The sequence below is a fragment of the Microlunatus aurantiacus genome, from assembly GCF_039536605.1.
Taxonomy (GTDB): domain Bacteria; phylum Actinomycetota; class Actinomycetes; order Propionibacteriales; family Propionibacteriaceae; genus Microlunatus; species Microlunatus aurantiacus.
This window is the reverse complement of record NZ_BAAAYX010000014.1, coordinates 220,158-244,301: the sequence shown is the minus strand read 5'-3', so window position 1 is coordinate 244,301 and position 24,144 is coordinate 220,158. Positions and strand designations below refer to the sequence as shown.

Here is a 24,144-nt window from a genome sequence, read left to right as displayed (position 1 = left end):
CCGGCCCGGTCCCCGAGCCAGTCAGCTTCCCCGCCCCTGGAGCCAGGCACGCCGCCGCAGCCAGGCACCTGCCTCGACGGTCGATCGATGACCCCACTCTGGCTCCGCAGCGTCCGCGGCCGACCGCAGACGGGTCTGCTGCTCTGTCTGCTCTCGACGGTCGCCGTGATGACCGCCATGCTCGGTCCGTTGCTGGTGCGCGCGGTCGACCAGTCCACGCTCACCGACGCCCTCGAGACCGGTGGGCTGGAAGGCTCCTCGCTGTCCGTCAGCTCCGACGTGGGCGCCGGCGAGTCCCACGACGCCGCCCGGGTGCCGGTCGACGACGCCCTGGCCGTGCTGTCCGCCGGCGCCGCGGCGTCCCTGTGGCAGCCGCCGGTCACCCTGGTGCGCTCCACCACGATCGTCATCTGGAGCCCCGGTGCCGGCGCCCTGGGCACGAACGCCCAGGTCAACGGGGTCGACGACCGGTGCGACGGTTACGTGATCAGCGCCGGCAGCTGCCCGGCGGTCAAGAGCCAGGTCATGCTCAGCGCCGTCGACGCGCGACGCCAGCAGGTGGAGGTGGGCGACCGGATCCGCTTCAGCCTGGCCCGGGCCGACGACGTCGGCGTCACCGTGGTCGGGCTGTACGACGCGGCCGCCTCCACGAGCACCGCCGGGCTGGTCAGACCCGGCACCACCGCAGGTGTCCTCGCCGGGATCAAGGGCGACGCCCTGGTGATGAGCAACGCCCAGCTCGCCGACCTGCCGTTGCCGGTCCAGGTGACGGCCCGGTCCACGCTGCAACCAGGACTGGACCTGGCCGAGCTGCCCGCCCTGCTGGAGTCGATCGACGCAACCAAGGCCGCAGTCAACCGGCAGGATCGGCTGCTCGCGCTGCGCAGCGAGCTGCCCGACACCCTCACCCGGGTGACCGCCCAGGCCGGCGCGGCCCAGGTGCTGATCCTCGTCACCGGCGTGCAGGCCCTGTTCCTCGCCGTCTACGCGCTGGCCATCGTCCTCCAGCGGGTGGGCCGCGCACGGGCCGCCGAGTGGAGCGTCGGCCGGCTGCGGGGTGTCCCGCGCCGGCGATGGCTGGGCTCGGTCTACACCGAGCCGCTGATCGCTCTGCTCCTCGGACTGCCGCTCGGGTTCGTGGCGGGGACTGCCGTCGCCCGGTGGGGTGTCGACTGGGCGCTGCGTCCGGGCACGCCCGTCGAGCCGTGGCGCGCCCCCGTGCTCGCCTCCGCGTCGGCCGCCACCGTGATCGCGGTCGTGGCCCTGGTGGCGGTGAGCCTGCGCAGCCTGCGCCAGCCGCTCGCCGAGCTGGTGCAGCAGCAGGCCGAGGCCCGCCGGCTCGGCGTCGTCGGCGCCGTGGTGCACGCCGGCGTCCTCCTGCTGGCCGTGGCCAGCCTCTACCAGCTCGTCTCCGGCGGTCTGCTCGGCGCCACCGGCGGCCAGCTCGGCCTGCTGGCCCCGGGCCTGCTGGCCCTGGCCGTCGCCATGCTGGCGGTACGGCTGGCGGTCCTGGTCGTCTCCCGCATCACGACCCGGCCACCGCGCACCCTGGCGTCGCTGGTCGTCGGTCGCCACGCCGCCCGGAGCCCGTCGACCCTGAACCCCGCGATGATCATCGCCGTCGGCGTGGCGCTGGCCGTGTTCGCCACCCAGGTCCTCGCCCTGTCCGTCCGCAACCAGGGTTTGCGGGCCGACGCCACCACCGGAGCCGACACCGTCCTGACCGTCTCGGTGCCCCGGGACGGTGATCTGCTGACGGCGGTCCGGGCGGCGGACCCGAGCGGTCGCTACGCGATGGCGGTGCAGGAGAGCGCGGTCGGCGAGTTCAGTGGCTCGGCCCGGCTGATCGCAGTGGACAGCACCCGGCTGGCGGCGGTCGCGGCCTGGTCCCCGGAGTGGGCCGGGGTCGCCGACGTGGCCGGCGCGCTGCGCGGGACGGTCACGCCGGCGATCGGGCTCCGCGGGAGCCGGATCGAGGTCGACCTCACCGACGTCCTGGCCGAGCCCCTCGTGCTGCCGGACCCGACAGCCCCCAACGCGGTCGACCCCGCTCCCCCGCCCACGCTGGTGGTCACCGTCGAGACCGGGGGCAGCTGGCGCAGCGTGACGCTCGGCCAGCTCGACCGGGCGACTCGACCGACCACCCAGCGGCTCACCGCCGCGCTGCCGTGCGCGGACACCTGTCGCCTGGTGGGGATCGGTCTGCAGGCGCGGACCAACCAGCCGTACCGGGTGGGTCTCACCGTCGCCGCGATCGGCACCGACCGCCAGCCCACCGCCGACTCCCGGGGCTGGCTCCGGGCCGCTGACCGGTGGCGCGAGCAGTCGGCCAACCAGACCGTGTCCGAGCAGGTCACGAGTGCCGTTCCCGAGCCCGGTCCGGCGGGGTTGACCATCCGGGCGCTCGACCGCAGAGGGTCGGGTCTGACCACGGTGTCGCCGACCGACACCGCCGACCCGCTGCCGGCCGTGCTGGCTCCCGGGACGTCGGTGGAGCCCGTGCCGGGTCAGGAAGGTGTCGGCTACGGCACCGGGCTGGACGGTCAGCAGCAGAAGCTGCAGGTGGTCGGCCGGGCCGCGATCCTGCCGCGTGCCCTGGACACCGGGGTGCTGGTGGACCTGGCCAACGCGCAGGGCCTGTCCGATCCCGCCGCCAGCCAGACCGTCGACGAGGTGTGGCTCGCGCCCGACGCCCCGGCCGCCGTCGAGCAGCGGCTGGTGCAGGAAGGGCTGTCGGTGGAGCGGCGCGAGTCCCTGACCGCCGAGCGCACTGCCCTGGAGAACCAGGCGACCACCCGGGGCGCCGCGGTCGCGGTGACGATCAGCGCCGCTGCCCTGCTGCTCAGTCTGCTCGCCCTGGTGGCGGCCCGGTGGGCGGACGCCGGCCACCGGACAGCGGACTGGCGGGCACTGCGCGAGGCCGGAGTCCGACCCGGCCGCCTGCGTCGGCTGGTCGCGCTGGAGATCGCCGTCCCCGCGGTGGTGGCGGTGCTCGTCGGTCTGCTCACCGGAGCCGTCGCGGCCGTGGTCGCCGCCCCGCGGCTGCCCCTGGTCGACCTGTCCGCCGCCGGGCCGCCGTTGGACCTCCGCCTGGCCTGGGAGCCGATCGCGGCGATCGGGGTCGGCGCCGTCGTGGTCATCGCCGTGATCGCCCTGCTGGGCGCGCTGGCCGAGATCCGTCCCCGGCGGTGGCGATGAGTGCCGGCGCGGGCGTCCGTACGGTCGGCGTCGTCCACGTCTACCGGGTGGCGGGCACCGACGTCGCCGCCCTGCGCGGTGTCGACCTCACGGTCGCACCGGGCGAGCGGGTGGCGCTGCTGGGTCCGTCCGGTTCGGGCAAGTCGACGCTGCTCAGCGTCATCGCCGGTCTGCGCCGACCGTCGGCGGGCGCGGTCTTCGTCGACGGGGAGGACATCGCCCGGTTCAGCGAGGCCCAGCTGTACGGCTACCGGTCCGCGGGACTCGGCCTGATGATGCAGGGCACCGTCTCCAACCTCCTGCCGTACGCCAGCCCGCGGGAGAACGTCCGCTTCGTCGCGGGCCGGCCCCGGCCGGGTCGGTCCGCCGACCCCGGGGCCGAGGCCCTGGCTGCGGCCGGGCTGGTCGACGACAGACGCCCGGTGGGGGCGTTGAGCCGGGCCGACCAGCAGGCGACCGCGCTGGCGGTGGCGATGGCCGGGCCCCCGCGGCTGCTGCTGGTGGACGAACCGACCAGCCAGCTCGATGACGACGCCCGCGAGCGGCTGCTGGACACGCTGGTCACTGCCACCTCGGCCGCCGGCACCACCGTGGTGATGGTGACCCACGACGAGGCCGTCGCACACCGGATGCAGCGGATGGTGCGGATGCGGGAGGGCCGGGTGGGCGCCGAAGGCCGACGCCACGACCAGTACGCCGTGATCGGCGCCGACGGGTCCGTGCAGCTGCCGGAGGAGCTGATGGTCGGCTGGCCGGCCGGTTCGACCGTCATGGTGGCGGCCGAGTCCCCCGACGTCATCACCATCCGTCGCCGCCCCGCGGCTGGTCAGGAGCAGTCGTGAGCCGGCAGGACGACCGTCCGAGCGACCCGGGGGCGTCGATCCGCGGGCTGCGCGTCAGGTCGGCCGGCACGGGACCGGAGCGCGATGTGGTCGTCGGCCTCGACCTGGAGCTGCGGCCGGGACACCGGGTCGCGGTGGCCGGACCCTCGAGCGCGGACCAGACGGCGGTGCTGGCCACCGTCGCCGGGCTCCGGCCCCCGGCCGCCGGGACGATCGAGGTGGGCGGCCGGCCGCTCGGCGCCGGCCCGTCGCCCGCCCGGATCGGCTACCTGGGTCAGGACCACCGGCTGATCGGGACCCTGACCGCCGTGGAGAACGTGCTGGTCGCGCTGCTCGACGGGCGGGGCGCCGGGCGCCCCTCGATCCGCCGGGCCGAGGCGCAGCTGGAGAGCCTGGCCCTGGCACCGGCGACCTGGCACAACCTGGTCGAGCAGCTCTCCGGCGGTCAGCAGCAGCGGGTGGCGCTGGCCCGCGCCCTGGTGCGTCGACCGGCGCTGCTGGTGCTGGACCAGCCGACCAGCGAGCTGGACCCGGACAGCGTGACCCTGGTCGACGACGTGCTGCTCGCCGTCCAGCACGAGGGCACCGCGATCGTGCTGGCCAACGACCCGGGCGTGCTGATCGACCACTGCGACCAGATCGTGCACCTCGGGACCGGCGGCGCACCCGCGATCCGTGCGGGCCGTGCGGGCCGTGCGGTCGGCGGCAGCCCCACCGACGCCGCCTCCTGACCCCGGTCACCGCACCACCCGCCAGTGCCGGCCCGTTCGCGATTCCTTCGTGACGGGAATCTGCTGCTCGATCCGACGACCCCGGCGTGTCGCTCCCACTCCGACCGGCGAGGGGCGGGTTTCTGTCGCCCGCCCCTCCGCACGGAAATCCCGGTGCTCGCCGCAGGTCGCGCGGGCTACCCTCGTGCCCGGTCCACCACCAGGACGGCCACGAGGTCGGGAGAGGAGCACGGTTCCATGCGCTGTCCGCAGCCGTTCCGCACCGGTCGCCTACCCGACCCGTCGCTCTCCCCCGCCCTCCGCTCGCCGCACCAGCGCGAACCCGGGTAGCCGGCCGCAGTCTCCTCGTCGAGGGGCCGGCCGGCGCGACGACGCATCCCCACCACCGGCAGACCGACCACGACGAGGACACGAGCATGCAGAAGATCACCGACAAGCTCATCAGCTGGGCGAGCATCCTGGAGGACAACACCGAGGCGCAGGCCCGGACGGCCTCCACCATGCCGTTCGTCTACCCGCACCTGGCTCTGATGCCCGACGCCCACCTCGGCCGCGGAGCGACCGTCGGTTCGGTCATCCCGACCCTGCGGGCGGTGATGCCGGCGGCGGTGGGGGTCGACATCGGCTGCGGCATGATCGCGGTCCGGACCCGGTTCAGCGCATCGGACATCGAGAACCGGATCGCCGGCGGCGTCGCGCTGCGGGACCTGCGGCGGTCGATCGAGCGGGCGGTGCCGACCTCGGCGGGCGCGTACAACGCCAAGATTGTGGCGACCGCCGAGCCGCGGGTGGCCGACCTCGAGGCGCGCGCGGACAAGGCGCAGTTCGACCCGGCGACCTACGCCCGGAACTGGCGGCACCAGCTGGGGTCGCTCGGCAGCGGCAACCACTTCATCGAGGTCAGCCTGGACGAGACCGACACGGTGTGGCTGTTCCTGCACTCGGGCAGCCGCGGGGTCGGGAACAAGATCGCCGGACGGCACATCACGATCGCCCAGAGTCTGATGAAGCAGTGGTGGATCGAGCTGCCCGACCCCGACCTCGCCTACCTGGTGGAGGGGACGCCCGAGTTCACCGCCTACCTCCGCGAGCTGAGGTGGGCGCAGCACTTCGCGCTGCTCAACCGCGAGGAGATGATGGATCGGACCGTGCGCCAGCTGTCGGAGTGGCTGGGTGAGCCCGTGGTCGAGCAGCAGCGGATCAACTGCCACCACAACTTCACCACCCAGGAGGTGCACGGGAACAAGACCGTCTGGGTGTCCCGGAAGGGCGCCATCTCGGCCCGCCGGGGCGAGCTCGGGCTGATCCCGGGGTCGATGGGCACGGCGTCGTACGTGGTCGCGGGCCTCGGCAACCCGGTGGCGCTGCAGTCCTCTCCGCACGGAGCGGGGCGGCAGTTCTCCCGGTCCGCGGCCCGGAAGCGGTTCACGCACGCGGAGCTGCGGGCGGCGATGGCGGGAATCGAGTACCGGGACACGGACGCGTTCCTGGACGAGATCCCGGGGGCGTACAAGGACATCGACCAGGTGATGGCGGACGCGGTCGACCTGGTCGAGACCCGGCACACCCTCCGTCAGATCGTCAACGTCAAGGGCGACTGAGGCGGGTCTCGTCGGTGCGGCGCAACACCTCGTCGGTGAACACCGACAGCCCGAGCTCGGGCCGGTAGCCGTGGATCTCCTTGACGTCCAGCCGGATCAGGAACTCGATGATCGCGCGCGACACGCTCTGCCCGGGGACCAGCACGGGGAAGCCGGGTGGGTACGGGACGACGAAGGTGGTCGAGACCAACCGCCGCCCCTCCTCCAGCAGGCGGACGGCCCGGTGGAGCGGGACGTACTCCTTGTCCTCGTCGGCGTAGCCGGCGTAGAAGGCGCGGCGGATGTCGCCGTCCGGCGAGGTCGGGGTGGCCCGGAAGGCCGGGTCGAAGTCGCTGAAGTCGGGCAGGGCCGGCAGGTCGGTGGTCAGGGCAGCGATCTTGTCGTCCTGCAGCCGCAGCTCGGCCCGGCTGGCGGCGGCCCGCTCGCGTGCCAGGTCCTCGGCCACCCGCCGCAGCGCCTCCAGCAGGAAGTGCACCGAGGACCAGGTGACGCCGATGGTGAAGATCAGCAGCACGCTGTTGATCGACGTCTTGTTGATCTGGATGCCGAACCGGTTGCTCAGCACGTCCTCACGGAACTCGTAGCCGTTGAGGCCCGTGTGCCCGATGTAGAGCGTCACCCGGGTCGGGTCCAGCACGAACTCGTCGTTCTGCCAGGACGAGTTCCAGCGCTCGACCTGGGTGCCACCGGCAGCCGGGTCGGCGGAGGGCCGGAACTGGTCCGGCACCAGGGCGGCCTCGTCGAGGATCGTGAACCACTGCTTCAGCAGCCGGTCGGCGCGCACCCGCTGCCGGAAGGCGAGGGCCATCTTGTACGCCGACCGCACCATCGCGAAGCCCTCGATGTCGACCTGTCGCCGGGCCAGGTCCAGCGAGGCCATCAGCTGCTGGTTGGGCGAGGTGGACGTGTGGGTCAGGAACGCCTCCCCGAACGCCTCCCGGGTCTGCTTGTTGAAGTCGGCGTCCCGGACGTGGATCATCGACGCCTGCCGCAGGGCTGACAGCGACTTGTGGGTCGAGTGGGTGGAGTAGACGCGGACCCGCGCGCCAGGATCGGGCAGCAGCCGGTGGGACGCCCACGCGCTCCGCGGCACGTTCGCCATCTCCGCCTGCCAGCGGGCGTACTCGGCGGCGTACGCGGGACTGGCCAGCCGGTCCTCCAGCCGCTCGGCGGCCACCATCGCCGTCCGCTGCCGCACCCACGGCACCGCCACCGCGAAGGCGAACCAGGCCTCGTCCCACAGGAAGCAGATGTCCGGCTTGATCGCCAGCACCTCCTCCATCACCCGCTCGGGGTTGTAGACCACCCCGTCGAAGGTGCAGTTGGTCAGCAGCACCATCCGCACCTGGTCGAGCCGGCCGTCAGCCTCCAGGTCGAGCAGCGTCTGCTTGATCGTCTCCAACGGCACGGCGCCGTAGATCGAGTACTCCTCCAGCGGGTACGCGTCCAGGTAGACCGGGTTGGCCCCGGCCAGCACCAACCCGTAGTGGTGCGACTTGTGGCAGTTCCGGTCGATCAGGACGATGTCGCCCGGCCGGGTCAGGGACTGCACGACGATCTTGTTGGCCGTCGAGGTGCCGTTGGTGACGTAGTAGCTGGACCGGCTGTTCCAGGTGAGCGCCGCCTTGTCCATCGCCTCCCGCAGCGCCCCGTGCGGGTCCAGCAGCGAGTCCAGACCGCCGGAGGTGGAGGAGGTCTCGGCCATGAAGATGTTGCGGCCGTAGAACTCCCCCATGTCCTTGAGCGAGCGGGAGTTGAAGATGCTGGCCCCGCGCGCCACCGGCAGGGCGTGGAACTGACCGACCGACGAGGCGGCGTACGCGCGGAGCGCGTCGAAGAAGGGGGTGGTGTAGCGCGCCCGGATGCCGGCCAGCACGGTGGAGTGCAGGTCCGTCACGTCGTTGAGCCGGTAGAAGGTCCGGTCGAACACACCCGGCGCTTCCTCGGCCCCGGCCACGATGGACTCGTCGGTGAGCAGGAAGAGGTCGATCCGCGGTCGCAGCTCGCGGATCCAGTGCCCGCACTCGACCCAGTCGTACGTCCGGTCGGTGGCCACCTCGATGTTCTCGACGCCGAGCAGGCCGGTCATGATCGGCAGCCGGTCCTTCGACCGCAGGGCCAGGTCGTGGCGCACGACGGCGGTCTGGATCTCGCCGTTCAGCGCCACAGCGGTGATCGCGTCCTCCACGCTGGTCACCCGCAGGATCTCGTACTGCACGTCGTCGGTGGGACGGCGCAGTCGCCGCAGCGACCCGGCCAGACCGTCGGGTGAGGTCAGGGGCGAGTCGTCGGCCAGGAGGACCGTGTAGAACTGCTGCTGCGACGCGCGCGCCACCAGCTCCTGCTCCTCCAGCGGGGACGCGTCGTCGAACAGGGCCGCGCGGTCGCCGTACTCCTCCAGCAGCCGGGCCGCCAGGTTGACCGCGGCGGCCAGCTCGACGGTGTCGAGCGCGTCGAAGTGCTCCCGCAGCTGGTCGAGGCGCTCCTGTCCCGGATAGAGCCAGTAGCGCTCGTACGCGTCCAGGCGGTCCAGCTGCCGCCGGACCCGGCTCTGCTCCAGCTGCGTGTCCAGACCGGCACGGTGCACCGCGGCCAGCTGCTGGGTGGCGTCGTCGAGCAGGTGCCAGACGTCCAGCCGCTGCGAGGACGGGTTGATCATCGCGGCCAGCGCGGACACGCGCAGGCGGTGGGGCGTGCGACGGGCAGGCGGCATCGTGAGGCACCCGGTTTCGCTCGGGGTGGGCAGGGTGGCGCTGATCCTAGTGGTCGAGCAACAGCTCGGCCGAGTCCAGGAACGGCCGCCCGACCGCCTCCGACCCGAAGCCGAGCACGTAGAGCCCGGTGGACACCCGTTCCAGGAACGCCCAGCGCCAGATCCGGGTGGCGTCCACCCCGGTGCGCTCGGCCAGCAGCCGGGCGTACGACTCGACCAGCGGCCGCCCCTCCCGCAGCACCCCGGACGAGAAGTCGCGCATGGCCACCCCGAGGTCGTACGCCCGGTCGGCCACGAAGCCGTCGGGGTCGACGAAGCAGTAGCCGGTCTCCGCCCCGGCCCGCGGGCCCGGGACGGCCAGCGCGTTCCCGGGGTGGGCGTCGCCGTGCACCACCACCAGCGTCTCCGGCGGGGCGTCGGCGAGCCGCTCGGCGTAGCGGAGGGCCTGGTCGCGGACGGCCACCGGGCACGGCCGGTCGAGGCGGTCCCAGTGCTCGCTGATCAGGCTGGCCAGCCCGACGGCCTTGTCCTGCCCGGTCGGGAGACGCTCCTGTCGCGCCGGCTGCCAGGCCAGGGCCAGGGTGTCGGCCAGCACGGCCAGCTGATCCGGCGCCGGTCGACCGCTGGACTGCAGCGGTGCCCCCAGGGCCTCGAGCAGGATGGCCTGCCGCCCGAGGTCGGAGCGCAGCAGCCGCGCGTAACCCCGGCCGTCGGCCGCGGCGAGCACCCGGATCTGCCCCTCCAGCTCGTCGCCGTCCAGCACGACCTTGAGCACTGCCGGTGCGCCCTCGGTGGTGCGGGCCCGGACCACGTAGGAGTTGCTGCCCCCGGCCAGGGGGCGGCCGAGCTCGAGGCCCCAGTCCTGCGTCAGCTCGGCCAGCCGGGCCGGCAGGGCCTCGGTCCAGGCGGCACCCCGCTCCCCCAACGACGCCACCCGGGCCCGGGTCAGCGGTTGCAGCCGGACCGTCACCGGCCGGCTCCGCTGCCGGCTCCGAGGCCGCGCGCGGCCGTCGGCGAGGTGGTGGACGGGGTGGCCGCGGCCCGCGCCGCGTACGCCGCGGGGGTCTCTCCCAGCATCTCCACGAAGGTGTTGGTCAGGTGCGCCTGGTCGTAGAAGCCGAGCCGCGGCGCCAGCACCGCGAGATCGACGGCCGGGTCGCGTTCCAGGGCGAGCGCCGCCTCCTGCAGCCGGAACCTGGACAGCACCCACTTGGGACCGATGCCGACCTCCCGGCGGAAGCGGCGCTGCAGCGTCCGCTCCGACAGCGCCACGGAGCGGGCCACCTGGTCCACCCTGACCAGACCGGGATCGGTCGCCATCAGATCGACCACCGGACCCACCCCGGCGGGCACGGTCGCCGGCCGGGTCCGCTCCAGCTCGGTGCGCAGCCTCGTCAGCTGCTCGGCCGGGTCGGTGTCCGGTCCCGACCCGAGGTGCAGCGCGCCGACCGCCGGACCCAGCAGGTCGCCGGCCGGCACCACCCGGTCGGTGAAGGCGGCCGCCTCGAGACCGGTCCAGGCGTGGAAGCCGTCGGCGCGGAAGCGCGCCCCCACGACGCCGCCTCGGCCGGTCAGGGTGACCCGGAAGACCCGACTGATCAGCCCGTGCACCAGGGTCGCCGGCATCGGGTGCCCGTGCCGGACCGCTCCCGGCTCACCCCACTCCACCGTCAGGTGCATCGAAGGGAACGAGATCACCGTGGACTCCAGCGGGCCGGCGTCGCCGCGGTCCCAGCCGACGGTCCAGAAGTACGCGATCCAGGGCGCGAGCGCCTCGCCGGCCGGATACCGCCGGGTGCTGAAGGCCTCGGCGGTGGCCGGTCGCCGCACCAGCCCGCGCTGGGGAGTCACCGTCACCTGGCCGACGGTAGCCGTCGGCACCGACAGACGCTGCTCCGCTCCCTCGGCCGGCCCCCTACCGGCCGGCTCCCGACCCGCTCGCGCACGGGTTGCTGCTCACGCGGGCGGCGCCTCGCGTGCGTGAGTGGTGCGAGGAGTGCGTGAGTGGTGCGAGGAGTGCGTGAGCGACGTCGGCAGCCGGTGGCGGAACTTTCCAAGCGGGTGTCTGTGCTCGCCGCCAGGATGAGGACATGACCTCGATCCCGTTCCGGCCCGCCGGCTACAGCACCCTCACCCCGTTCCTCTGCGTCACCGACGGTGCCGCGGCCCTCGACTTCTACGTCGCCGTCTTCGGCGCCTCGGTGGTCAGCCGGATGGATCTGCCGGACGGCCGGGTCGCGCACGCCGAGCTGCAGCTCGACCAGGGGCGGCTGCAGCTGGCCGACGCGCTGCCGGAGTACGGACTGACCGCGCCCGGCGAAGGTCCGGTGACCCACTCCATCGCGATCTACGTCCCCGACGTCGACGCCACCACCGCCGCCGCCGCCGAGCTCGGCGCGACCGTCCGTGAGCAGCCGAGCACCTTCGTCACCGGCGACCGCTTCGCGTCGGTCCTCGACCCCTACGGCCACCGCTGGTCGATCATGACCCGCGTCGAGGACGTCACCGACGCCGAGGCCGAGCAGCGGGTGGCCGACTGGGCGGCCACGGAGATGGGCGGAGATCGTTGATCGAGGACCGGCTCGGTCACCAGGCCGAGGTGGCCGCGGCCTGCGGTCTCGGTCGACGTACGCCGGACGACGACCGGGCGTGCTGGAACGGACTGCCGAGCTGCTCGACTGAGCGCGCTCGGAGTCCGGACGCCGGGTCAGTGGACCCGGTGGGCCGTCTTGGTGCGCTGCTTGACCGTGACGCGGAATCCGAGGTAGCGGCGGGTCAGCAGCCGGATCTGGGCGTCGATGGCGGGCAGGCAGAAGAAGATCGGACCGACCAGCGGCAGACCGGCGAACTCGCCGACCATCTTGAACCAGACCCGCCGGGATCGTTCGTTCGGCCGCTTGGGCAGCAGGCTGAGGGCGACGACGGCGGAGATGACCAGGCTGAGCGGCGCGACGACGAGGGCGAGCAGGTTGGCCAGCCCGGCCAGCTCCGACAGCATCAGGCTGGAGTGGGTGACGATCGGCTGCAGGTAGTTGGACAGCGGCCGCAGGCACAGGATGAGCAGCGGCACGGTCGCCCACAGGTGGAACTGGGTGAGCTGGCGGAAGGTCTGCAGCGCCTTGTCGCGCCACGGGATCCGCTCGTTGAGGACGTTCTGCTCCATCAGGTACGGGAAGTCGATCACCCCGTACGACCAGCGGCGGATCTGCTTGTACTGCTCCTTCATCGTCGCCCACCAGCTGTGCGAGTGCACGGCGTCGAGGTAGACGGGCAGGTGCAGCGGCACCGTCTTGGCCCGGCCGTCGCTGCCGTAGTACATCCGCCAGTACTGCCGGGAGTCGTCCGGGATGACGTTGGTCGACCAGTAGTTGACGCCGACCAGCGCCTTCATGCCCAGCGCGTGCGAGGAGAAGATCCGGAGCCGCTCCGGCCGGGTCGAGTCGACCAGGGTCCACATGCTGGCCACGTAGCCGACCAGGCGCGAGGCGGTCGGCACCTCCCAGGCGTTGTTGTGGAACAGCAGCACCGGCTGGTAGCTGTCGACGTCGCGGTCGGGGTTGGTCAGGTACGTGTAGCTGAGCACCGTGAAGTAGTGCGGGCTCGGCCGGGTGTCGGAGTCGAACGCCGAGACGATGACCTGCTCGTCGGCGATCCCGTGCCGGTGCAGCTCCTGGCGGGCCAGCTGGGCGCCCCAGCTGATGTTGGCGCCCTTGACCCGACCCTCGCCCGGCAGCCCGTCGGGGTGCTGGGTGGCCAGGAAGTGACCGAACCGGTGGGCGTACGCGGTCTCGATGCCGGCGATCTCGGCGGCACCCCAGACCGGGGAACGACCCTCGAAGGTCAGGCAGATCATCAGCCGGTCGGCCGGGAAGTCGGACGCCAGGATGGCGTCCAGCGACTGCTCGATGATGTCGGAGGACTCGCTGTAGACGGGGATGACGACCAGGTGGTGCACGTCGTCGGGAGCGGGGACGTCGGCACCGCTGTGCACCCAGGCGTTGAGTGCGTGCAGCTCCTCCACCTCGGACCGGGTCAGGTCGGGCCGGTCGACGAGCTCGTGGATCCGTGCGTACGGGTCGGTCAGGTGCCGCAGCCGCTGGTGCCAGTCGATCGCGCGGTAGCGCTTGATCGTCCGGTACTCCTTGGCCTGCCGGAAGGCCAGGCTGAGCGACACACCGAGCCAGAAGAGCAGGTAGCCGCTGAACGCGAGGTAGGCCGCGGTCGGCGAGACGACCAGCAGCAGGACGGGGATGAGCACCGGGAGCACCAGCATCACGGCGGGCAACGACTCCAGCACCCGTTGGGTCTGGTAGGCGGCACGCGTGGCCGGTGGCTTCTCAGCGCTGGTCAGAAAGCCCGATGCGACGACGGAATCGGTGATCGGAACTCTCCTTGGCGTCGGGCCGGGCCGGGAGCTGGTGGGTCCGGCATCGGTCGTGGATCGTGAACCGGCGACGGTGGTCGCCTACCTCACGTCATAGATGGTATCGGATGGACCCGCTGTGAGCCGAGTGAGAAAACCCAGCCGCAGCGTGCCCGGTGATGAAACTCACCCTAGTCGGGGCCTCCGACAGAACCGGTCCGACTCGCGGTGCCCCACCGCCGGTCCGTGACCGCGTTCCGTCACCTTGGGGGCTGGAACATTCCGTCAGTCGACGGCATCTTCGGCGCCCGACCCGCCGGTAGCTCGAACATTCCGTCACTCGACGGCATCTTCGGCGCCCGACCCGCCGGTGGCTCGAACATTCCGTCACTCGACGGCATCTTCGGCGCCCGACCGGCCGGTGGCTCGAACATTCCGTCACTCGACGGCACCTTCGGCGCCCGACCGGCCGGTGGCTCGAACATTCCGTCACTCGACGGCACCTTCGGCGCCCGACCAGCCGGTGGCTCGAACATTCCGTCACTCGACGGCATCTTGGTCGCCCGACCGCCCCGGAGCTCACGAACTCCGTCGAATGACGGAATCTTCAGCTCCGGCCCGCACGACAGCCCGGACACACCCACCACCCCGCGTACGCGTACGCGGGGTGTTGGAGTCAGATCAGCTCAGAGGCAGACCGCGCCCACGTTGGCCGACTTGACCAGCTTGGCGTACTTGGCCAGCACGCCGCGGCGGGCCGGTCGCTCGGTCGGGGTCCAGGTGGCCCGGCGACGCTCCAGCTCCTCGGGGTCGACCCCCAGCTCCAACGTGCCGTTGGCCACGTCCAGGGTGATCGGGTCGCCGTCCTGCACCAGGGCGATGGGGCCGCCCTCGGTGGCCTCGGGCGCGATGTGTCCGACGCAGAGACCGGTGGTCCCGCCGGAGAAGCGGCCGTCGGTGATCAGCATGACGTCCTTGCCCAGACCGGCACCCTTGATCGCGCCGGTGATGGCCAGCATCTCGCGCATGCCCGGGCCGCCCTTCGGCCCCTCGTAGCGGATGACGACCACGTCGCCGGCCACCACGGTGCCGTTCTCCAGCGCGTCCATCGCGGCCCGTTCGCCGTCGAAGACCCGCGCGGTCCCCTCCCACACCTCGGTGTCGAACCCGGCGCTCTTCACCACAGCACCCTCCGGCGCCAACGACCCGTGCAGGATGGTGATGCCGCCGGTCGGGTGGATCGGGTTGGAGAGCGCCCGGACGATGGTGCCGTCGATGTCGGGCGGGGCGATGTCGGCCAGGTTCTCGGCCATCGTCTTGCCGGTCACGGTCAGGCAGTCGCCGTGCATCAGACCCGCGTCCAGCAGGGCCTTCATCACGACCGGTACGCCGCCGACCCGGTCCACGTCGTACATCACGTAGCGGCCGAACGGCTTCAGGTCGCCCAGGTGCGGCACCTTCTTGCCGACCCGGACGAAGTCGTCCAGGGTGAGATCGACCTCGGCCTCGTTGGCGATGGCCAGCAGGTGCAGCACGGCGTTGGTGGAGCCGCCGAAGGCCATCACCACGGCGATGGCGTTCTCGAACGCCTCCTTGGTGAGGATCTGGCGGGCGGTGATGCCCTGCCGCAGCATCTCCACCGCGGCCATCCCGCTGCGGCGGGCGAAGCCGTCGCGGCGACGGTCCACGGCGGGCGGGGCGGCCGAGCCGGGCAGCGACATGCCCAGCGCCTCGGCCGCCGAGGCCATCGTGTTGGCCGTGTACATACCACCGCAGGCGCCCTCGCCCGGGCAGATGGCCTTCTCGATCTCGGTCACCTGCTCGCGGGTGATCAAGCCCTTCAGGCAGGCGCCGACGGCCTCGAAGGCGTCGATGATGGTGACGTCCTTGTCGCCCACCTTGCCGGGCATGATCGAGCCGGCGTACAGGAACACGGAGGCGAGATCGAGCCGGGCGGCGGCCATCAGCATGCCGGGCAGCGACTTGTCGCAGCCGGCCAGCAGCACGGAGCCGTCCAGCCGCTCGGCCGACATGACGGTCTCGACGGAGTCGGCGATGATCTCCCGGCTGACCAGGGAGTAGTGCATCCCCTCGTGGCCCATCGAGATGCCGTCGGAGACGGAGATGGTGCCGAACTCGAGCGGGTACCCACCGGCCGCGTGCACGCCGTCCTTGACCGCCTTGGCCAACCGGTCGAGGGACAGGTTGCAGGGGGTGATCTCGTTCCACGAGGACGCGACACCGACCTGCGGCTTGGCGAAGTCGTCGTCGCCCATGCCGACCGCCCGGAGCATGCCGCGGGCCGCGGTGGCCTCCAGCCCGTCGGTCACCACCCGGGAGCGGGGCTTGATGTCGACGCCGGAGCCGGTGGCGGGGCTGGGCGCAGTGGTGTCCTCGGTGATCGTGTGGGGGGCCATGGGCGTCAATGTACCGCCGCGACCGCACGCTTCCGCTGGGCGTTCACCATCTGCCAGCCGAGGCCGCCGACCAGCGCCAGGCCCAGCAGCGGACCGAGGTTGGCGACCAGCTGCTGCAGGAACGTGTACGCCAGCTCGGCGTCGTAGCCGTACGGGAGCACGGCGAGCGGGAGGCACAGACTCACCCAGACCACCCAGCAGCCGCCGACCAGCCGCACCCAGCGCGGCAGCGTCCGGCGCAGCAGGACCGCCGCACCCAGCGGCAGCACCCAGACGTAGTGGTGCGTCCAGGTGACCGGCGACGCCAGGCAGGTGCACAGGCCGACGAGCGCCACCGCGAACACCTGCTCGCCCTTCTGCCACCAGTGCGCCGCGACGACGGCCCCGAGCACCGCCACGATCGCCGACAGACCGAGGCCGAGGAGCGTGGTGGCCACGTCGTTCGCCCCGGCGATCCTGGTCACGGTGCTCAGCAGCGACTGGTTGCCGACGTAGAACGGGGAGTTGGGGGCCCGGGTGTCGCCCACGGCGATGCTGGACCAGAACACCAGCGAGGGCGACCACTGGACGACGGCCCCGACCAGGGTGAAGCCGAGGAAGCTGACCACGCCGGTGATCGCCGCCCGCCGCCGACCGGCCAGGTAGGCGAACACCACGAAGAGCGCCGGGGTCAGCTTGATCGCCGCCGCCAGACCGAGCAGGGTGCCCTGCGGGATCCGGCGGCGCTCCCCGCCGCCTGATCGACCGGGACCACGTCCCGGCGGTCGGTACGGCAGCAGGTCGGCCACGACCAGCGCCATCAGCACCGTGTTGACCTGCCCGTAGCCCAGGGTCGTGCGGATCGGCTCGACGGCCAGCACCACCACGACTCCGATCACCCCGAGCACCCACCCGCGCGGCACCCCGCAGCGCCTCAGCACCGACTGCTGGGCCCAGATGAGCACCAACGTCCAGAGCAGCTGCCACAGCCAGTAGGGCCCGAACGCCAGCGGCACCATCAGCACCGCCGCGATCGGCGGGTAGATGAAGGGCAGGTTCCAGCCGGGGGTGGAGGTGGCGTAGATGTCCTTCCCGGCCAGCATGTCGTTCACCGCGTACACGTAGACCTGCAGGTCGATCGTCGACGGCTGCCACGGCCACGCGACACCGTGGGCGATCACCCAGGGCAGGATCAGCAGCGCCACCACGTACGCCGGGGCGAGCTCGACCACCCAGCGCAGGACCGGCTGCCGCGGCCCCGGGTCGACGAACCGCCGGCCGGTGGCGGAGGAGGACCCGCTCACGCCGTGATCTCGGCCCAGACGGCGTCGAGGTCGCTGTCGTCGCCGCGATCGGGTCCGATCAGCTGGGACAGACCGGGACGGTCGGCGTAGCGCGGGACCAGGTGCACGTGCAGGTGGAAGACCTCCTGGCCGGCCACCGGCTTGGCCGAGGAGACCAGGTTGAGGCCGTCGGCGCCCAGCCGGTCGACCAGCAGTCGCGCGGTGGCGTCGACCGCCGGCCCGATGGCCGCCAGCTGGGGCGGTCCGGTGAGCAGGTCCGGGACGTGCGCCCGGGGCACCACCAGGGTGTGGCCCCGCTGCCACGGAGCGACATCGAGGAAGGCCACAGCTGTGTGGTCGGCGTACACCTGGCGGGACGGGAGCGCCCCGGCCACGATCCGACAGAACAGGCAGTCCGGATCGGTGCCGGCCAGGGTCGTGGGGCTCATCGGGCCCCCCGGATCACGTTCTCGAGCGGTTCCCCAGCGGCGAACCGGCGCAGCTGGGCGGCGACCAACCGGTCGGCCCGGGGCCAGAACGCGGAGCTGGCCCCACCGACGTGCGGGGAGATGAGCACGTTCGGGATCTGCCACAACGGGTGCTCGGGCGGCAACGGCTCGGGGTCGGTGACATCGAGTGCGGCGCGGATCCGTCCGGTCCCGGTCTCCGCGACCAGGGCGTCGGTGTCCACCAGCTTGCCGCGGGCGACGTTGACCAGCAGGGCGTCGTCGGGCAGCCGGCCCAGGAGATCGGCGTCGACCAGTCCGTCGGTCTCGGGCGTCAGCGGGGCGATGACGATGGCCACGTCCGCCTCGCCCATCAGGTCGGGCAGCTCGGTGGTGGCGTGCACCCGGGGTTCGCCGTCGCGGGCGCGGCGGGCCACCCGGGTGATCGAGGCCACCTCGAACCCGGCCAGCCGTGCCTCGATTGCCTCGCCGATCCGGCCGTAGCCGATGATCAGGACCCGCTTGTCGGCCAGCGCGCTGCCGAACACCGGCGCCCAGCGACCCTCGGGCTGCTGCCGGGCGAAGGTGTCGAGATGCCGACCACTCGCCAGGGTCAGGGCGAGCGCCAGCTCGGCGGTGCTGGCGTCGTGCACACCGGCGGCGTTGCACAGGGTGGCCGTCTCCGGCACGTGCGGCAGGAAGTTCTCGTAGCCCGCGGTCAGCGTCTGCACCACCCGCAGGTCCGTCATCTCGGCGGCGCAGGACAGGGTCTCCTCCCCACGCATGTAGGGGATGACGTAGAACTGCGCCTCGGCCACCGAGTCCGGGTAGTCGTCCCCGTCGGCCCGGTAGCAGTCCACCCGCACGTTGTCGGGCAGTCCGCCCAGACGCTCGGCGGCCTCCTCGGGCGAGGCGTACGGCAACCAGGCCACGATGTCGCCCACGGCTACTGCTCCTGTCCTGAGGTCTCGGGGTCGAGCTGGCGCTCGGGGGTGTGGAGGTCGGGTTCGCGCTCGGTGTCGGCACCGGGGGTCAGGCGTACGGGATGACCGGCGGCGGCCAGCGCCCGCTTGACGTCGGCGACACGGAGCGTGCCGAAGTGGAACACGCTGGCGGCCAGCACGGCGTCGGCGCCCGCGGCCACGGCCGGCGGGAAGTCCTCGGCCCGGCCCGCCCCGCCGGACGCGATCAGCGGGACGTCGACCACCGCGCGCACGGCGGCGATCATCTCCAGGTCGAAGCCGGCGGTGGTGCCGTCGGCGTCCATCGAGTTGAGCAGGATCTCCCCCACGCCGAGGTCGACGCCGCGGCGGGCCCAGGCGATCGCGTCCACCCCGGCGCTCTTGCGTCCACCGTGGGTGGTCACCTCGAACCCGGACGGCTGGTCCGGGCTGCGACGGGCGTCGACGGAGAGCACGAGCACCTGGTTGCCGAAGCGACGGGTGATCTCGGCGATCACCTGCGGCCGGTGGATGGCCCCGGTGTTGATCGCCACCTTGTCGGCGCCGGCCCGGAGCAGCTGGTCGACGTCGGAGACACTGCCCACGCCCCCACCGACCGTGAGCGGGATGAACACCGTCTCCGCCGTTCGGCGGACCACCTCCAGGGTGGTCTCCCGACCCTCGACCGAGGCCGAGATGTCCAGGAAGGTCAGCTCGTCGGCCCCCTCGGCGTCGTAGACCGCCCCGAGCTCCACGGGATCGCCCGCGTCCCGCAGGTCGACGAAGTTGACGCCCTTGACCACCCGCCCACCGTGGACGTCCAGACAGGGGATCACACGGACGGCCACACTCATGCGGGCAACCCTATCGAGGCCGGACCGATCCCCGTCCCGTCCTGGTGCTCCCAGCCGAGTCAGTGCCCTGCTCGGGTGGAGCACCCAGGTCTGCGTGCGCGCCCACGAGCCACCCGTCTGACGGGCCGACCGGCTTCGACGATCCGTCGGTCCGCCCGGCTAGGGTCAACCGGGTGAGCAGGATCGACGAGACCTTCGCGGCGCTGCCGCTGCGCGCGCTGGCCGACGCCGCGCTGTCCCGGGCCGCTGACCTCGGCTGTCGGCACGCCGACGTCAGAATCGTCCGGGCGGTGCTGTCGCGTCGGAGCTTCCGCGACCGCGACCTCGAGTCCAGCGCCGACACCCAGGAGCTCGGCTTGTCGGTGCGGGTGGTGCACGACGGTGTCTGGGGCTTCGCGGCCGGCATCACCCTGACCGCGGACGCCGCCGCCACGCTCGTCGACCGGGCGGTGGCCACCGCGAAGGTGTCCCGGCCGCTGACCCCGCACCGCGTGGAGCTGGCCGACGAGCCGGTGTACGCGGACGCGGAGTGGGTGTCGGCCTACGAGGTCAATCCGTTCGACGTCCCCGACGCCGACCGCAGCGCCCGGATGCTGGAGCTGGGCGGGCGGTTGCTGGACGCGGACGGGGTCAGCCACACCAGCGCGAGCCTCACGCTGGTGCAGGAGAACACCTTCTTCGCCGACCTGGCCGGCACCAGCACGCTGCAGCAGCGGATCCGGCTGATGCCGAGCCTCACCGCGATCAGCGTGTCCGACGCGGGGTTCGCGACCATGTCCACCATCGCCCCGCCGGTGGGGCGCGGCTGGGAGTACCTGACGGGCACCGGCTGGGACTTCGACGCCGAGGTCGACGAGCTGCCCTCGCTGCTGGCCGCGCACGTGGCGGCGCCGTCGGTCGAGGCGGGCGCGTACGACCTGGTGGTCGACCCGACCAACCTGTGGCTCACCATCCACGAGTCGATCGGCCACGCCACCGAGCTCGACCGCGCGCTGGGCTACGAGGCGGCGTACGCGGGGACGTCCTTCGCCACCGTCGACCAGCTCGGCACGCTGGCGTACGGCAGCCCGGTGATGAACGTGACCGGTGACCGGGTCACCGAGCACGGACTGGCCTCGGTCGGCTACGACGACGAGGGCGTCGCCGCCCAGCAGTTCGACATCATCCGCGACGGGGTGCTGGTCGGCTACCAGCTGGACCGGCAGATGGCGGCCCTCCGCGGGCTGGACCGCTCGAACGGCTGCGCGTACGCCGACTCCGCGGGCCACATCCCGATGCAGCGGATGCCCAACGTGTCGCTGCAGCCGGACCCCGACGGTCCGTCCACCACCGAGCTGATCTCCGGCGTCGAGCGGGGCATCTACGTGGTCGGCGACAAGTCCTGGTCGATCGACATGCAGCGCTACAACTTCCAGTTCACCGGGCAGCGCTTCTTCCGGATCGAGAACGGTCGGCTCGCGGGTCAGCTCAAGGACGTGGCCTACCAGGCGACCACCACGGACTTCTGGGGGTCGATGGAGGCGGTCGGGGGGCCCGAGACCTACCACCTCGGTGGCGCCCTGAACTGCGGTAAGGGCCAACCCGGGCAGGTCGCCCCGGTGTCCCACGGCTGCCCGTCCGCCCTGTTCCGCGGAGTCAACATCCTCAACACCCAGACCGAGGGAGGTCAGTCGTGAGCAGGGCGAGAGTGACCGAAGCGGCCGGGCTGGTCGAGCAGGCGCTGACCGCGGCGAAGCGGCCGACGATCGCCTACGTGACCGAGCGGGCCGAGGCCAACCTCCGCTGGGCGGGCAGCGCCCTCACCACCAACGGGGAGATGACCAGCACCGAGCTGACCGTCGTGGCCACCGCCGAGGTGGACGGCGGCACCGCGGTCGGGACCGTGAGCCAGCAGGTGACCGACGCCGATCAGGTGGCCGCCCTGGTGGCCGCCGCCGAGGCCGCCGCGCAGGCGTCCCCGCCCTCCCCCGACGCCGCCCCGTTGGTGCAGCCGTGGGGGGCCGCGGACGACTTCGACCTGGCGCCGGCCGGCACCACGATCGACGTCCTGGACGAGGTCGCCCGCGGTCTCGGGCAGGCGTTCCAGGAGGCCGCCGGCCGGGACCAGCGGCTGTACGGGTTCGCCGAGCACATCGTGACCACCACCTACCTGGGCAGCACCACCGGTCTGCGCCTGCGCGGCGTCCAGCCGACCGGTCGGCTCGAGCTCAACGGCAAGTCCGCCGACGGTGCCCGGTCCGCCTGGGTCGGCGCCGCCAGCCGGGACTTCACCGACGTCGACGTGACGGCCCTGACCGCGGAGCTGACCACCCGGTTGGGCTGGGCCGAGCGTCGTCTCGACCTGCCCCCTGGACGCTACGAGACGATCCTGCCGCCCGGTCCGGTGGCCGACCTGATGATCTACGCGTACTGGTCGGCCAGCGCCCGCGACGCCGAGGAGGGCCAGAACGCGTACGCCACCCCCGGCGGTGGGACCAGGATCGGCAGCCGGATGTCCGACCTGCCGCTGCGGTTGTTCTCCGACCCGGCCCGCCCCGGCCTGGAGTCGATGCCGTTCGTCGACTTCGGGTCCGGCCCCGACGGCACCTCCTTCACCGCGGACGCCGGCCACCCGATCGCCGCGGTGGACTGGATGCGCGACGGCGTCTGGAACGAGCTGATCCGCAACCGCGCCTGGGGAGCGAAGACGGACCGTCCGGCCACCCCGCCGGCCGACAACCTCATCCTCGACGGAGGCGGTGAGGCCTCGCTGGAGGAGATGGTCGCCGGCACCGAGCGGGGTCTGCTGCTGACCTGCCTGTGGTACATCCGGGAGGTCGATCCGGAGCGGCTGCTGCTCACCGGTCTGACCCGGGACGGGGTGTACCTGATCGAGAACGGCCAGGTGAGCGGAGCGGTGAACAACTTCCGCTTCAACGAGTCGCCGCTGGAGCTGCTCGGTCGGATCAGTGAGGTCGGGCGGACCGAGAAGGTGCTGTGCCGGGAGTGGAACGACTTCTTCAACCGCACCGAGATGCCGCCGATCCGGGTGCCCGACTTCAACATGTCGACGGTCTCCCAGGCCAGCTGACGGGGCGGCGCCACCGCCGGCTCCGGTCCCCACCCGTGCACTGTCCGACCACGGGCGGCATCGGCAGGTGACGACGGCGAGCGACCCGGCCCGTGTCAGCGGCCCTCTCTAGGGTGTCGACCATGGCTGAGAAGAAGGGCAAGGGCAGCTCGACTGCCAAGAAGGCGAACGCCAAGGCAGCGAAGGAGGGCAAGAAGAACCCGCGGAAGTCCTCCTCCGCCCAGGCCGAGCTCGGCAAGAAGGGCGGGAAGAAGAAGAGCAGGAAGGCGTAGCCCGCGACCTCGTCGTCAGTCGCGGGCGTCCAACCGGGCGGCGACGTCGGCGGGGAAGCCACCGGTGGCGATGGGGCTCCACCGGGTCGGGGTGATCCGGATCAGCGACTTGTCCTGCAGGCGCATCGCGGCGCGGTACTCGTCCCAGTCGGAGTGCTCGCCGGCGATGCACCGGAAGTAGTCGACCAGGGCGTCCTCGGCCTCGGGCATGTGCAGCACCTCGGCGTCGCCGTCGACCTGCACCCACGGCCCGTCCCACTCGTCGGAGAGCACACAGACCGACACCCGGGAGTCGCGCTCCGCGTTGACTGCCTTGGCCCGTCCGGGATAGCTGGACACCACCAGGCGACCGTCCGGATCGACGCCGCCGGACACCGGTGACAGCTGGGGGCGGCCGTCACGGCGAGTGGTGCCGAGCAGGAAGTGGTGGCGTGGGCGGACGAAGTCCAGCAGCTCGGCCAGCTCGACAGCTGTGTTGGTGGCGACGGAACGGGTCATGGAATCGACCCTACGCCGAGCCCTGATCCGCGTCTCGCCGTTGAGACGCGGACCAGGAAGACCGAGCCGAGCGGCCGCAGCAGGCTCAGGGAGCGCGACGGGGTCCGGTCGGGCGCGCGACGGTGACCGGTCCGCCGGTCACGTCCGGTCGGACGACCACCCGGACGGTCGTGGTCAGCGCGACGTCGGACACCACGTTCACCGCGGTGAGCGTGACCGGCGACTCGGCCGGTCCCTCCTCCGGCGTACCGGCGATGGTCGCCGACCCGTCACCGTTGTCGGTGAAGCTGAGTCCGGCCGGCAGATCACCCTCCAGGGCGATTCCGGGCGCCGGGAAGCCGGCAGCGCGGATGGGCAGGCTCGCGAACGCGCCCGCCACGAAGGTCAGCGGACCGCGGTGGAGGAACGCCGGTCCCTGCTGGACGGTCACCACCAGGGCCTCCGTGGTCGACCCCTCACCGTTCTGCGCCGTCACCGCGACCGCGGTGCTGCCGGCCGGGCCGGTCGGGGTCCCCTCGATGCTGGCGCTGCCGTCACCGTGCACGACCAACCGCAGACCCGCGGGCAGCCGGTCGACACCGACGGCCGGCACCGGATCGCCGTCGGCCTCGATCAGGTACGTGGTGCCGCCGCGGCCGAGCACGAAGTCCGCCGCCTCGGGCAGCGTCAGCGTGGGATCGCCCGGCGCCGAGGCGTAGGGGGCGGCGACGGCGCCGGAGGCGCCGGCGAGCAGACCCAGCAGTCCGAGCAGGAGCGCCATGACCAGCACCACCGGTCGCCGCGAACGCGGCGGGCGGGCTGAGGGCATGGCGGACTCCGGGGGATCGACAGCGATAGGGACGATCGTGAACCGCTTTCCCGCCGTAGACAACACCTCGGCAGACATCGTTGTCCAGCGTGAGTGAATCGTTATCACTCCGACCGGGCGGTGCGGTG

At 72.4% G+C, this 24,144-nt stretch carries 18 protein-coding genes and 1 pseudogene; 8 read left to right on the top strand and 11 right to left on the bottom strand.

Translation table 11 applies throughout. The features are described 5' to 3' along the window. Nucleotides 1-87: 87 nt before the first annotated feature. The 4 genes from ABD714_RS17935 to ABD714_RS17920 all read left to right on the top strand — a co-directional run bounded on the left by ABD714_RS17935 (nt 88) and on the right by ABD714_RS17920 (nt 6,372). On the top strand, nt 88-3,198 hold the full coding sequence (locus tag ABD714_RS17935; protein WP_344813804.1) for an FtsX-like permease family protein: 3,111 nt from the start codon (nt 88-90) through the stop codon (nt 3,196-3,198). Beyond that, nucleotides 3,195-4,040, top strand: coding sequence for an ABC transporter ATP-binding protein (locus ABD714_RS17930; RefSeq protein ID WP_344813803.1), 846 nt, complete (start codon nt 3,195-3,197; stop codon nt 4,038-4,040). The genes ABD714_RS17935 and ABD714_RS17930 overlap by 4 nt, the downstream gene beginning before the upstream one ends. Continuing rightward, nucleotides 4,037-4,771 carry an ATP-binding cassette domain-containing protein gene (locus ABD714_RS17925; protein ID WP_344813802.1) on the top strand — a complete coding sequence of 245 codons (735 nt, stop codon included), beginning with the start codon at nt 4,037-4,039 and terminating at the stop codon, nt 4,769-4,771. The genes ABD714_RS17930 and ABD714_RS17925 overlap by 4 nt, the downstream gene beginning before the upstream one ends. A gap of 416 nt (nt 4,772-5,187) precedes the next feature. Further along, nucleotides 5,188-6,372, top strand: a complete 1,185-nt coding sequence (locus tag ABD714_RS17920) for an RtcB family protein (RefSeq protein WP_344813801.1) — start codon at nt 5,188-5,190, stop codon at nt 6,370-6,372. Here ABD714_RS17920 and ABD714_RS17915 read toward each other — a convergent pair. The 3 genes from ABD714_RS17915 to ABD714_RS17905 all read right to left on the bottom strand — a co-directional run bounded on the left by ABD714_RS17915 (nt 6,359) and on the right by ABD714_RS17905 (nt 10,942). Further along, nucleotides 6,359-9,049 (bottom strand): aminotransferase class I/II-fold pyridoxal phosphate-dependent enzyme, encoded by a 2,691-nt coding sequence (locus ABD714_RS17915; RefSeq protein ID WP_344813800.1) that lies wholly within the window; start codon nt 9,047-9,049, stop codon nt 6,359-6,361. The two genes, ABD714_RS17920 and ABD714_RS17915, sit on opposite strands and share 14 nt — an antisense overlap. A gap of 82 nt (nt 9,050-9,131) precedes the next feature. Further along, nucleotides 9,132-10,055, bottom strand: a complete 924-nt coding sequence (locus tag ABD714_RS17910; RefSeq protein WP_344813799.1) for an aminoglycoside phosphotransferase family protein — start codon at nt 10,053-10,055, stop codon at nt 9,132-9,134. Next, a complete protein-coding gene (locus ABD714_RS17905; protein WP_344813798.1) occupies nt 10,052-10,942 on the bottom strand; it encodes an AraC family transcriptional regulator in 891 nt (296 codons plus the stop codon). The genes ABD714_RS17910 and ABD714_RS17905 overlap by 4 nt, the downstream gene beginning before the upstream one ends. Nucleotides 10,943-11,175: 233 nt before the next feature. Between ABD714_RS17905 and ABD714_RS17900 the strand changes: the two genes are divergently transcribed. Next, on the top strand, nt 11,176-11,655 hold the full coding sequence (locus ABD714_RS17900; protein ID WP_344813797.1) for a VOC family protein: 480 nt from the start codon (nt 11,176-11,178) through the stop codon (nt 11,653-11,655). A 137-nt stretch (nt 11,656-11,792) separates the two neighbouring features. Here ABD714_RS17900 and ABD714_RS17895 read toward each other — a convergent pair whose 3' ends face one another. The 6 genes and pseudogenes from ABD714_RS17895 to hisF form a co-directional block, all read right to left on the bottom strand. Next, nucleotides 11,793-13,382 carry a glycosyltransferase family 2 protein gene (locus ABD714_RS17895; protein WP_344813796.1) on the bottom strand — a complete coding sequence of 530 codons (1,590 nt, stop codon included), beginning with the start codon at nt 13,380-13,382 and terminating at the stop codon, nt 11,793-11,795. A 752-nt stretch (nt 13,383-14,134) separates the two neighbouring features. Then, nucleotides 14,135-15,865, bottom strand: coding sequence for a dihydroxy-acid dehydratase (ilvD, locus tag ABD714_RS17890; RefSeq protein WP_344813795.1), 1,731 nt, complete (start codon nt 15,863-15,865; stop codon nt 14,135-14,137). A gap of 5 nt (nt 15,866-15,870) precedes the next feature. Then, the gene (locus ABD714_RS17885; RefSeq protein WP_344813794.1) at nt 15,871-17,148 is read right to left on the bottom strand and encodes a glycosyltransferase family 87 protein; all 1,278 of its coding nucleotides are present in this window, start codon (nt 17,146-17,148) and stop codon (nt 15,871-15,873) included. Continuing rightward, complete coding sequence (locus tag ABD714_RS17880; RefSeq protein ID WP_344813793.1) at nt 17,145-17,576, bottom strand: HIT family protein; 432 nt, start codon at nt 17,574-17,576, stop codon at nt 17,145-17,147. The genes ABD714_RS17885 and ABD714_RS17880 overlap by 4 nt, the downstream gene beginning before the upstream one ends. After that, entirely contained in the window at nt 17,573-18,517 is a 945-nt protein-coding gene (locus ABD714_RS17875; protein WP_344813792.1) for a 2-hydroxyacid dehydrogenase, read from the bottom strand. The genes ABD714_RS17880 and ABD714_RS17875 overlap by 4 nt, the downstream gene beginning before the upstream one ends. Nucleotides 18,518-18,609: 92 nt before the next feature. Next, nucleotides 18,610-19,368, bottom strand: a pseudogene (hisF, locus tag ABD714_RS17870) (imidazole glycerol phosphate synthase subunit HisF); the annotation flags it as partial. A gap of 173 nt (nt 19,369-19,541) precedes the next feature. On the opposite strand from hisF, the gene ABD714_RS17865 reads away from it, so the two are divergent. From ABD714_RS17865 to ABD714_RS17855, 3 genes are all read left to right on the top strand, one after another. Beyond that, nucleotides 19,542-21,044 (top strand): TldD/PmbA family protein, encoded by a 1,503-nt coding sequence (locus ABD714_RS17865; RefSeq protein ID WP_344813791.1) that lies wholly within the window; start codon nt 19,542-19,544, stop codon nt 21,042-21,044. Then, on the top strand, nt 21,041-22,438 hold the full coding sequence (locus tag ABD714_RS17860; protein WP_344813790.1) for a metallopeptidase TldD-related protein: 1,398 nt from the start codon (nt 21,041-21,043) through the stop codon (nt 22,436-22,438). Before ABD714_RS17865 ends, ABD714_RS17860 begins: the two co-directional genes overlap by 4 nt. A 122-nt stretch (nt 22,439-22,560) precedes the next feature. After that, complete coding sequence (locus ABD714_RS17855) at nt 22,561-22,710, top strand: hypothetical protein (RefSeq protein WP_344813789.1); 150 nt, start codon at nt 22,561-22,563, stop codon at nt 22,708-22,710. A gap of 15 nt (nt 22,711-22,725) precedes the next feature. Here the strand turns inward: ABD714_RS17855 and ABD714_RS17850 are convergent, their stop codons facing one another. Together ABD714_RS17850 and ABD714_RS17845 are read right to left on the bottom strand one after the other, a co-directional pair. Then, nucleotides 22,726-23,208, bottom strand: coding sequence for a PPOX class F420-dependent oxidoreductase (locus ABD714_RS17850; protein ID WP_344813788.1), 483 nt, complete (start codon nt 23,206-23,208; stop codon nt 22,726-22,728). Between the two features lie 85 nt (nt 23,209-23,293). After that, on the bottom strand, nt 23,294-24,016 hold the full coding sequence (locus ABD714_RS17845; protein WP_344813787.1) for a hypothetical protein: 723 nt from the start codon (nt 24,014-24,016) through the stop codon (nt 23,294-23,296). Between the last annotated feature and the right edge of the window lie 128 nt (nt 24,017-24,144).

What these genes read in the sequence shown, in the direction of transcription:
- ABD714_RS17935 (WP_344813804.1), top strand. Translation starts at nt 88, where the DNA reads ATGACCCCACTCTGGCTCCGCAGCGTCCGCGGCCGACCGCAGACGGGT.
- ABD714_RS17930 (WP_344813803.1), top strand. Translation starts at nt 3,195, where the DNA reads ATGAGTGCCGGCGCGGGCGTCCGTACGGTCGGCGTCGTCCACGTCTAC.
- ABD714_RS17920 (WP_344813801.1), top strand. Translation starts at nt 5,188, where the DNA reads ATGCAGAAGATCACCGACAAGCTCATCAGCTGGGCGAGCATCCTGGAG.
- ABD714_RS17900 (WP_344813797.1), top strand. Translation starts at nt 11,176, where the DNA reads ATGACCTCGATCCCGTTCCGGCCCGCCGGCTACAGCACCCTCACCCCG.
- ilvD (WP_344813795.1), bottom strand. Translation starts at nt 15,865, where the DNA reads ATGGCCCCCCACACGATCACCGAGGACACCACTGCGCCCAGCCCCGCC.
- ABD714_RS17880 (WP_344813793.1), bottom strand. Translation starts at nt 17,576, where the DNA reads ATGAGCCCCACGACCCTGGCCGGCACCGATCCGGACTGCCTGTTCTGT.
- ABD714_RS17855 (WP_344813789.1), top strand. Translation starts at nt 22,561, where the DNA reads ATGGCTGAGAAGAAGGGCAAGGGCAGCTCGACTGCCAAGAAGGCGAAC.
- ABD714_RS17850 (WP_344813788.1), bottom strand. Translation starts at nt 23,208, where the DNA reads ATGACCCGTTCCGTCGCCACCAACACAGCTGTCGAGCTGGCCGAGCTG.
- ABD714_RS17845 (WP_344813787.1), bottom strand. Translation starts at nt 24,016, where the DNA reads ATGCCCTCAGCCCGCCCGCCGCGTTCGCGGCGACCGGTGGTGCTGGTC.